The organism is Sphingomonas sp. 2SG, from assembly GCF_005503285.1.
GTDB classification, from domain to species: Bacteria; Pseudomonadota; Alphaproteobacteria; order Sphingomonadales; family Sphingomonadaceae; genus Sphingomonas; species Sphingomonas taxi.
The window spans coordinates 23516-29633 of sequence record NZ_SCMZ01000051.1; the positions used below are offsets into that span (position 1 = coordinate 23516).

The window sequence follows — 6118 nt, forward strand, 5'->3', positions numbered from 1 at the left end:
GGACGCGTCGCCGGGCGGCAACCGGACGCAAACCGCTTGCCCCCGCCCCCCCGGATACGCCAAACGCGCAACCAATGACCGTCAGCGTAGACATGGGCAGCGACGACCGCGGCGCGCCCGTGACCATGGACCTCGAAGAACTGCTCGCCACCCGTCTGCTCGTCCAGGGCAATTCGGGGTCGGGCAAGTCGCATCTGCTGCGCCGCCTGCTCGAAGGCTCGGCGGGGCAGGTGCAGCAGGTGGTGATCGATCCCGAGGGCGATTTCGTCACGCTCGCCGGGCCGTACGGCCATGTCGTGATCGAGGCGGCGGATTATTCGGTGCCCGAGATCGCGCGCATCGCCACCCGGCTGCGCGAGCATCGCGCCTCGGTGGTGCTCAGCCTCGAGGGGCTGGAGGCGGAGGGACAGATGCGCTGCGCCGCCGCCTTCCTGTCGGCCTTGTTCGATGCGCCGCGGGAGCATTGGTATCCGGCGCTGGTCGTCGTCGACGAGGCGCAATTGTTCGCGCCGGTCACCGGCGGCGAGGTCGCCGAAGAGGTGCGTCGCGCGTCGCTGTCGGCGATGACCAATCTGATGTGCCGCGGCCGCAAGCGCGGCCTCGCCGGGGTGATCGCGACGCAGCGGCTCGCCAAGCTCGCCAAGAACGTCGCGGCGGAGGCGAGCAACTTCCTGATGGGGCGCACTTTCCTCGACATCGACATGGCGCGCGCCGCCGATCTGCTCGGCATGGAACGGCGGCAGGCCGACGTGATCCGCGATCTCGCGCGCGGCACCTTCCTCGCGCTCGGGCCGGCGGTGTCGCGGCGCCCGATCACGGTAAAGATCGGCCAGGTCGCCACCTCGGCGCGCAGCGGCAGCCCCAAGCTGACCCCGCTGCCGAGCGCGCCGGCGGAGAACCTCCAGCAACTGATCTTCGCGCCGCCGCCCGACGCGGCGCCGCAACTGCCGATGGCGTTCGATTCGCGCCCGCGGCGGGTGCCGGCGGACGAACTGCTCGACACGATCGAGCGGCCGGCGTCGCAGCAGACGACATTGGCGCCGCTCCCCGACAAGTCGGACGAGGAGGTCGAGGGCATCTATGCGGGCGTGCTGGAGGCGATCGTCGCCGATCGCGATTCGGCGCTGCGCCCGCCCTCGGTGCTGTTCCAGGATTTCCAGGTGCGCTGCCGCATGGCGGGCCTCGCCAAGCCGCCGCTCGACCTGCCCGGCTTCACCCGCCGGCTGTCGGCGGCACGCGCGGGGATTTTCGACGTCACCGACCCGCAATGGGCCGAGGCGATGGAGCTCGCCTATTCGCTGCCCGACGACATGATCGGCGCCTTCCTGCTGGTCGCCCGCGCCGCGAAGGGCGGCGAGCCGTGTCCGTCGGATACGGCGCTGGCCGAGACCTACGGCACGAGCTCGCTGGGGCGGGTGCGGCGGCTGATCGGCTATATCGAGAGCCGCGAACTGTTCGTCGCGCGGGTCGACCTGTCGGGCAAACGCTCGATCACGATCCCGCGATTGGGCTGGACCACCGCGGCGAGCGAGGCGACCTCCTGAATCGGGATGACGTATCCCAATGCATTCCGTCACCCCGGACTTGTTCCGGGGTCCACTCTGCGGCGAGGGGATCGGCTTGAGCCTCGATCCATGCCCTTGTGGGCCGGTGGACCCCGGAACGAGTCCGGGGTGACGGGACGTTTTTGGCAGGCAGTCGGGCCCTGATAAGGCGCGCCCCTCAATGCCCCTTGCGCGGCACAAGATGCAGCAACCCGACGATCGCGCCGCCGACGATCAGCCCGACGATCCCCGATCCCACCGCGGTCACCACCCAGTTCACCACCCCCGGCAGCACGCCGACCGCATGCGCCGCGCCCTCGGCGGCGGCGTGGAGCGCGTGCGGCAGGCCGGTCACGCCGAACGCTTCCAGCCCGTGGACGATGATCCCGCCGCCGACCCAGACCATCGCCGCGGTGCCGATCAGCGACAGCGCCTTCAGCACCACCGGCATCGCCGCGACCAGCCCGCGCCCGAACGCCTGCGATCCCGCGCCCGGCTTCTGCGCGAGGTGCAGGCCGATATCGTCCATCTTCACAATCAGCGCGACGACGCCATAGACACCGACGGTGATCGCGATCCCCACCAGCGCCAGCGCGATTCCCTGATTGACCAGCGACTGCCCGTTCAGCTCGCCCAAGGCGATCGCCATGATCTCGCCCGACAGGATCAGGTCGGTACGGATCGCGCCCGACACCTGCCGGTCCTCCAGCGCCTTGGGATCGGTCTCGACCGCGGCATCGTCGCCATGGCCGTGGCCGGTGAGCGCGCCGACGATCTTCTCCGCCGCCTCGAAGCACAGATAGGCGCCGCCGAGCATCAGGATCGGCGTGATCGCCCAGGGCGCCAGCGCGCTCAGCACCAGCGCCGCGGGCAGCAGGAACAGCAATTTGTTCTTGAGCGACCCCAGCGCGATCTTGCCGATGATCGGCAGTTCGCGCGCCGGGCTCAGTCCGACGACATAGGTCGGCGTCACCGCGGTATCATCGATGACGACGCCCGCCGCCTTCGCCCCCGCCTTGCCCGCCGCGCCGGCGACGTCGTCGAGGCTGGCGGCGGCGAGCTTCGCCATCGCCGCGATATCGTCGAGCAGCGCAACCAATCCGCCGGCCATGTCCCATGTCCCCCAATCGTCCGGGGAGCAGCCATGGCGGCGCGGCCGGAACGGTTCAATGGTCGAGGTGTTTCCGCTTTGTTGCTCGACCGTCCGATTGCATGGGGAAGGGCATGACGGCCCCCGATCGCGCAGCTAAGGCATAGGAATGACCGATATCACGCCGCCCGTCGCCGACCGGCGCCCGCACCGCTTCACCACGCACGGCATCACCATCGAGGATTCCTATGCCTGGCTGAAGGATCCGAACTATCCCGAGGTCACCGACCCCGACGTGCTCGCCTATCTCGCGGCGGAAAACGCCTATTTCGAAAGCGTGATGGCGCCGCACCAGCCGCTGGTCGACCGATTGTACGAAGAGATGAAGGCGCGCATCAAGGAGGACGAATCCTCGGTGCCGCAGAAGGACGGCGACTGGCTCTACTGGACCGCCTACGAGACCGGCGGCCAATATCGCAAATGGTGGCGCAAGCCCGTCGCCGGCGGTCCCGACGAGCTGCTGCTCGACGAACCCGCGCTCGCCGAGGGCAAGGAATATTTCCGGCTCGGCGCCTTTGCGGTCAGCAACGACGGCCGCCATCTCGCCTACGCCATCGACGACAGCGGCGCCGAACGGTTCGAGGTGCGCGTCAAGAACCTCGCCACCGGCGAGCATCTGCCCGAGGTGATCCCCGGCATGCTCTCCGACATCGTCTGGACCAGCGACGATGCCGGCTTCCTCTACGGCCTCGCCAACGAGCAATGGCGCACCGACAATGCCCGCTTCCATCGGCTCGGCACGCCGGTGAGCGACGACGTCGAGCTGTTCCGCGAGGCGGACGAGGGCTATCGCGTCGCCGTCGCCGAGACGAGCGATCGCCAGTGGCTGGTGATCGGCACCGGCGACCATGTCACCAGCGAGGTGCGGCTGCTCCCGGCGCACGACCCGCTGGCGACGCCGATCCTCGTCGCCCCCCGCAAGGAGGGGCGCGAATATGACGTCGACGCGCATGACGGCACGCTGTTCATCCACACCAACGACACCGACCCGATGTGGCGGCTGTGCACCGCCAGCGTCAACGCGCCGGGCGACTGGCACGAGCTGATCCCCGCCGACGCGCATTTCTACATGACCGGCGTCGAATGCTATCGCGACTTCTTCGTCGTCGAGGGGCGACTGGACGGCCTCGATCAGATCGCGATCCATCGCTACGACGCGCCGACCGAACCGCAGCGCATCGCCTTTCCCGAAGCCAGCTATGCCGCGGGCCTCGGCGACAATCCCGAATATGCCGTCGACACGTTGCGGCTCGGCTATGAATCGATGGTCACGCCCGGCACCGTCTACGATTACGACGTCGCCACCGGCGCGCTCGAAGTGCTGAAGGTGCAGGAGATTCCGGCCGGTTACGACGCCGCGGGCTATCGCACCGAGCGGCTCAGGATCGCCGCACGCGACGGCACCGAAATCCCGGTGTCGATCGTCTATCCCGCGGGGTTCGAGCGCGACGGGTCGCAGCCATTGTTCCTCTATGCCTATGGCGCCTACGGCTATGCGATCCCGCCCGGCTTCTCGACCGGGCGGCTGTCGCTGCTCGACCGCGGCTTCGCTTATGCGATCGCGCATATCCGCGGCGGCGACGACCTCGGCCAGCAATGGTATCACGACGGCAAGCTCGACAAGCGCACTAACACGTTCAACGATTTCGTCGACGTGGCAAAGGGGCTGATCGACGCCGGCTGGACCAAAGCCGGCCGCATCGCCACCGCCGGCCGCTCCGCGGGCGGCGAGCTGATGGGCGCGATCGTCAATTCCGATCCCGAACTGTGGGGCGCGGTGATCGCCGACGTGCCGTTCGTCGACGTGCTCAACACGATGCTCGACGCCGATCTGCCGCTGACGCCGGGCGAATGGCCCGAATGGGGCAATCCGATCGAGGATAAGGCGGCGTTCGAGCTGATCCGCAGCTACAGCCCGTACGACAATGTCGTCGCGCAAGGATATCCGCCGATGTTCATCTCGGGCGGGCTCAACGATCCGCGCGTGACCTATTGGGAGCCGGCGAAATGGGCGGCGAAGCTGCGCGCCACCAAGACCGACGATAACGTCCTGCTGCTCAAGACCAATATGGGCGCGGGCCATGGCGGCAAGTCGGGCCGGTTCGAATCGCTGCGCGAGGCCGCCGAGGAACATGCCTTCGTCCTCTGGCAGCTCGGGATCGACCGCTGAGCATCGAGACGCTCATCGCCCAATATGGGCTTGCCGCGGTGTTCCTCGGCGCGGGGATCGAGGGCGAGACGATGGTGCTCGCCGGCGGCCTGTTCGCGCATGAGGGGTTGCTGTCGCTGCCCGGCGCGATGATCGCCGCGGCGACCGGCTCGTTCGTCGCCGATCAGGCGTTCTTCGCGGCCGGACGGCGCTTCCGCGACCATCGCTGGGTGCAGCGCGCCCAGTCGAAGCCCGCCTTCGCCAAGGCGCTCGACACGCTCGAACGCTATCCGATCGGCTTCATCTTTATCTTCCGCTTCCTCTACGGCCTGCGCACGGTCAGCCCGATCGCGATCGGCACCACCCACGTGCCGACGCGCACCTTCCTGTGGATCAACGCGATCGCCGCGGCGGTCTGGGGCGTGCTGTTCACCAGCCTCGGCTATGTCTTCGGCACCGGCATCGCCGAATTGCTCGGCCGCTATCGCCCGCACGGCCGGCAATGGCTGTGGGTGGCGCTGGCGGCGGTGGTGCTCGGCACGCTGTTCGCCGCCTTCCGCTGGTGGCGTCGGCGGCGGCAGCGGTGAGGGGGCAGCGATGAGCGGTCGCTTCACCCGGTCGATCACCGCCGCGGCGGAAGACATCGACGAGCTCGGCCACGTCAACAATGCGGTGTGGGTCCGCTGGATCCAGGACATCGCCGTCGCGCATTGGGAGGCGGTCGCGTCGGCGGCCGACCGTGCCGCGTTGGTGTGGGTCGTGACCCGCCACGCGATCGACTATCGCGGCAACGTCGCCGCCGGCGAGACGGTGACGGGGGAGACCTGGGTCCCCGAACCGCCCAAGGGCGCGCGCTTCGACCGCCACGTCCGCTTCATCGGCGCCGACGGCAAGGTGAAGGTGGAGGCGGTCACCACCTGGGCGCTGCTCGACCGCGCGACGGGCCGGCTGCTGCGGGTGCGGCCCGACCTCGCCGCGCCCTTCCTCGACCGCTGACCGGCGTCAGAGCCGGCCGAACACCGCCTCGAACCCCGCGCGGTCGCCCGCGGCGAGGAAGCGCGCCTGTTCGATCCAGCGATCGCGCGTGATCCGCCCGGCGAACGGCCCGAGCTGCGCATCGAGCCGCATCGCCTCGTCGTCGCTCAGCGCCGCGACCTGCCCGACCGTGGTGATGCCCAGCTCGGCCAGCCGCGCGGTGAGCTTCGGCCCGAGGCCCTTCAGCGTCCCCACCGGCGCATCGGCCGGCGACTCGCCGGCCGGGGCAGGGGCGGGGGA

General features: G+C 69.3%; 6 protein-coding genes. 4 read left to right on the top strand and 2 right to left on the bottom strand.

Annotation, left to right across the window (positions count from 1 at the left end; all coding sequences use genetic code 11):
* Positions 1–74: 74 nt before the first annotated feature.
* On the top strand, positions 75–1544 hold the full coding sequence (locus FFS23_RS16730; protein ID WP_137899498.1) for an ATP-binding protein: 1470 nt from the start codon (positions 75–77) through the stop codon (positions 1542–1544).
* A 178-nt stretch (positions 1545–1722) separates the two neighbouring features.
* Here FFS23_RS16730 and FFS23_RS16735 read toward each other — a convergent pair whose 3' ends face one another.
* Positions 1723–2655 carry a DUF808 domain-containing protein gene (locus FFS23_RS16735; protein WP_137899499.1) on the bottom strand — a complete coding sequence of 311 codons (933 nt, stop codon included), beginning with the start codon at positions 2653–2655 and terminating at the stop codon, positions 1723–1725.
* 148 nt (positions 2656–2803) lie between these two features.
* Here FFS23_RS16735 and FFS23_RS16740 point away from each other — a divergent pair, with 148 nt between their 5' ends.
* From FFS23_RS16740 to FFS23_RS16750, 3 genes are read left to right on the top strand one after another with little or no spacing between them, the layout of a single operon-like run.
* On the top strand, positions 2804–4864 hold the full coding sequence (locus FFS23_RS16740) for a S9 family peptidase (RefSeq protein WP_137899500.1): 2061 nt from the start codon (positions 2804–2806) through the stop codon (positions 4862–4864).
* A complete protein-coding gene (locus FFS23_RS16745; RefSeq protein ID WP_137899501.1) occupies positions 4861–5430 on the top strand; it encodes a DedA family protein in 570 nt (189 codons plus the stop codon). The genes FFS23_RS16740 and FFS23_RS16745 overlap by 4 nt, the downstream gene beginning before the upstream one ends.
* A 10-nt stretch (positions 5431–5440) precedes the next feature.
* Positions 5441–5839 carry an acyl-CoA thioesterase gene (locus tag FFS23_RS16750; protein WP_137899502.1) on the top strand — a complete coding sequence of 133 codons (399 nt, stop codon included), beginning with the start codon at positions 5441–5443 and terminating at the stop codon, positions 5837–5839.
* 6 nt (positions 5840–5845) lie between these two features.
* Here FFS23_RS16750 and FFS23_RS16755 read toward each other — a convergent pair.
* A partial coding sequence (locus FFS23_RS16755; RefSeq protein WP_502702148.1) for a helix-hairpin-helix domain-containing protein occupies positions 5846–6118 on the bottom strand: 273 nt, incomplete at its 5' end.